The organism is Pseudonocardia pini (genome assembly GCF_013870575.1).
In the GTDB taxonomy this organism is placed as follows: domain Bacteria; phylum Actinomycetota; class Actinomycetes; order Mycobacteriales; family Pseudonocardiaceae; genus Pseudonocardia; species Pseudonocardia pini.
In genome coordinates, this window is sequence record NZ_JACBXB010000986.1 from 1 (window position 1) to 1,696 (window position 1,696).

At 73.7% G+C, this 1,696-nt stretch carries 2 protein-coding genes and 1 pseudogene; 2 read left to right on the top strand and 1 reads right to left on the bottom strand.

What is annotated here, in order from left to right; translation table 11 throughout:
• Both H5J29_RS31650 and H5J29_RS31655 read left to right on the top strand, forming a co-directional pair.
• Nucleotides 1-772: hypothetical protein (locus tag H5J29_RS31650; RefSeq protein WP_220188184.1), on the top strand; the 772-nt coding region annotated here is incomplete at its 5' end.
• Nucleotides 773-803: 31 nt separating this feature from the next.
• Nucleotides 804-1,469: pseudogene (locus H5J29_RS31655) on the top strand (NADPH-dependent F420 reductase); the annotation flags it as partial.
• On the opposite strand, the gene H5J29_RS31660 reads toward H5J29_RS31655, so the two are convergent.
• Nucleotides 1,466-1,696, bottom strand: a 231-nt coding sequence (locus H5J29_RS31660) for a helix-turn-helix domain-containing protein (protein ID WP_181784598.1), incomplete at its 5' end; no start/stop codon positions are given. The pseudogene H5J29_RS31655 and the gene H5J29_RS31660 sit on opposite strands and share 4 nt — an antisense overlap.

Sequence of the window (1,696 nt, forward strand, 5' to 3'; positions counted from 1 at the left end):
GCAGGTGGCGTTGATGGTCACCACGCCCACGCCGTCGATCTGGTCGTGGGTGCCGGCCACGGACGCCTACCACCTCGCGGGCGCGGCCTACCTGCTCTCCGGGCACGACGGGCCGGTGGGGCTCGTGGTCGTCGCGGTCCTGGTGGTGCTGGCGGTGGTCGGTGCGGTGCGCCGCGGCCCCTCCTTCCCCGACGCGCTCGCCCTCCTGTGGGCCTTCGCCCTGCCGGTCGCCGTCGTGGCCGGGTCGGTGCTGCGGCCGCTGCTGGTGAGCCGGTACCTGCTGCCGGGCGTGCTGCTCTGCTGCGCGCTGGTGCTCGTGCGGTTCGGCAGGCCGCTGCTCACCGCGGGGATCGTCGCGGTGCTGGTCGCGACCTCGGGCTGGTCGCTGTACCGCTGGTACACCGGGGACGACAAGGACGACTGGCGGGCCGCCGTCGCGTCGGTGGCGGCGCAGGTGCGACCCGGGGACGGGATCGTGCTGACCCGGGACCATCGCGAGCCCTTCGGCTACTACTGGGCGCAGACCCCCGATCCCGACGTGCTGGAGCCCGTCTCCCCCGCTCGGGGCTGGGACAGCCCCATCCCGGCCCGCGAGGACCGCTCGGTGGTCGAGGACCCCACGGCGGCGATCGCCACGCACGACCGGCTCTGGGTGGTCTACATCGATCCCGAGGGGCTGCCGGCCACGCTCGCGGGCCCGCTGGCGGCCGCCTACGGCGAGCCTCACCGCGAGCAGGTGACTCGGGTCACAGTGCTGAGGTACGACCGCTAGGAATCGAGGGTCGCGGGAGCAGGTTGTCGGCCACATGAGGATCGGCATCATCGGGGCAGGCAACATCGGTGGCACGCTCGCGCGGCGGTTCGCGGAGCTGGGGCACGAGGTGCGGGTGGCGAACTCCCGCGCCCCGGAGACCGTGCCGGAGCACGCGACCGGGACGGGGGCACAGGCCGTCTGGGCGGCCGACGCGGCGGCGGACGCGGACGTCGTCGTCGTGTCCATCCCGCAGAAGAACACCCCCGACCTCGCGGCCGGGATCGTCGCGGCCCGCAAGCCCGGCGCGCCGGTGATCGAGACGAACAACTACTACCCCCAGCAGCGGGACGGACTGATCCAGGCGATCGAGGACGGCACCCCGGAGAGCGTCTGGGTGGCCGAGCGGCTCGACGCCGAGCCGGTCTACAAGATCTTCAACGGCATCTACTGGAAGCACCTGCTCGAGCGGGGCGTGCCCGCGGGGACCCCGGGCCGGATCGCCCTGCCGATCGCCGGCGCCGAGGGGCCCGCGAAGGAGACCGTGTTCGCTCTGGTCGACGAGCTGGGCTTCGACCCGGTCGACGGCGGCTCCCTCGCGGAGTCCTGGCGCCAGCAGCCCGGAACCCCGGTGTACGGCAAGGACTACGACGTGGAGAAGACCACGCTCGCCCTCGCCGAGGCCACCCCGGAGCGCACCGCGGAGTGGCGCGCCTAACCGACCGCGCCCGCCAGCTCGCTGCGGCCCGCCACGCCCAGCTTCGCGTAGACGCTGTGCAGGACGTTGTCCACGGTCCGCACCGAGACGACCAGCCGGGCCGCGATGGCCTTGCTGGTCATCCCGGAGGCAGCGAGCCTGGCGATCTCCAGCTCGCGACGGGTGAGGTCGGCAGGCGCGCTGAGCTGCACCAACGCGGGGGTGCGGACGTCCTCGCACTCCCGCGC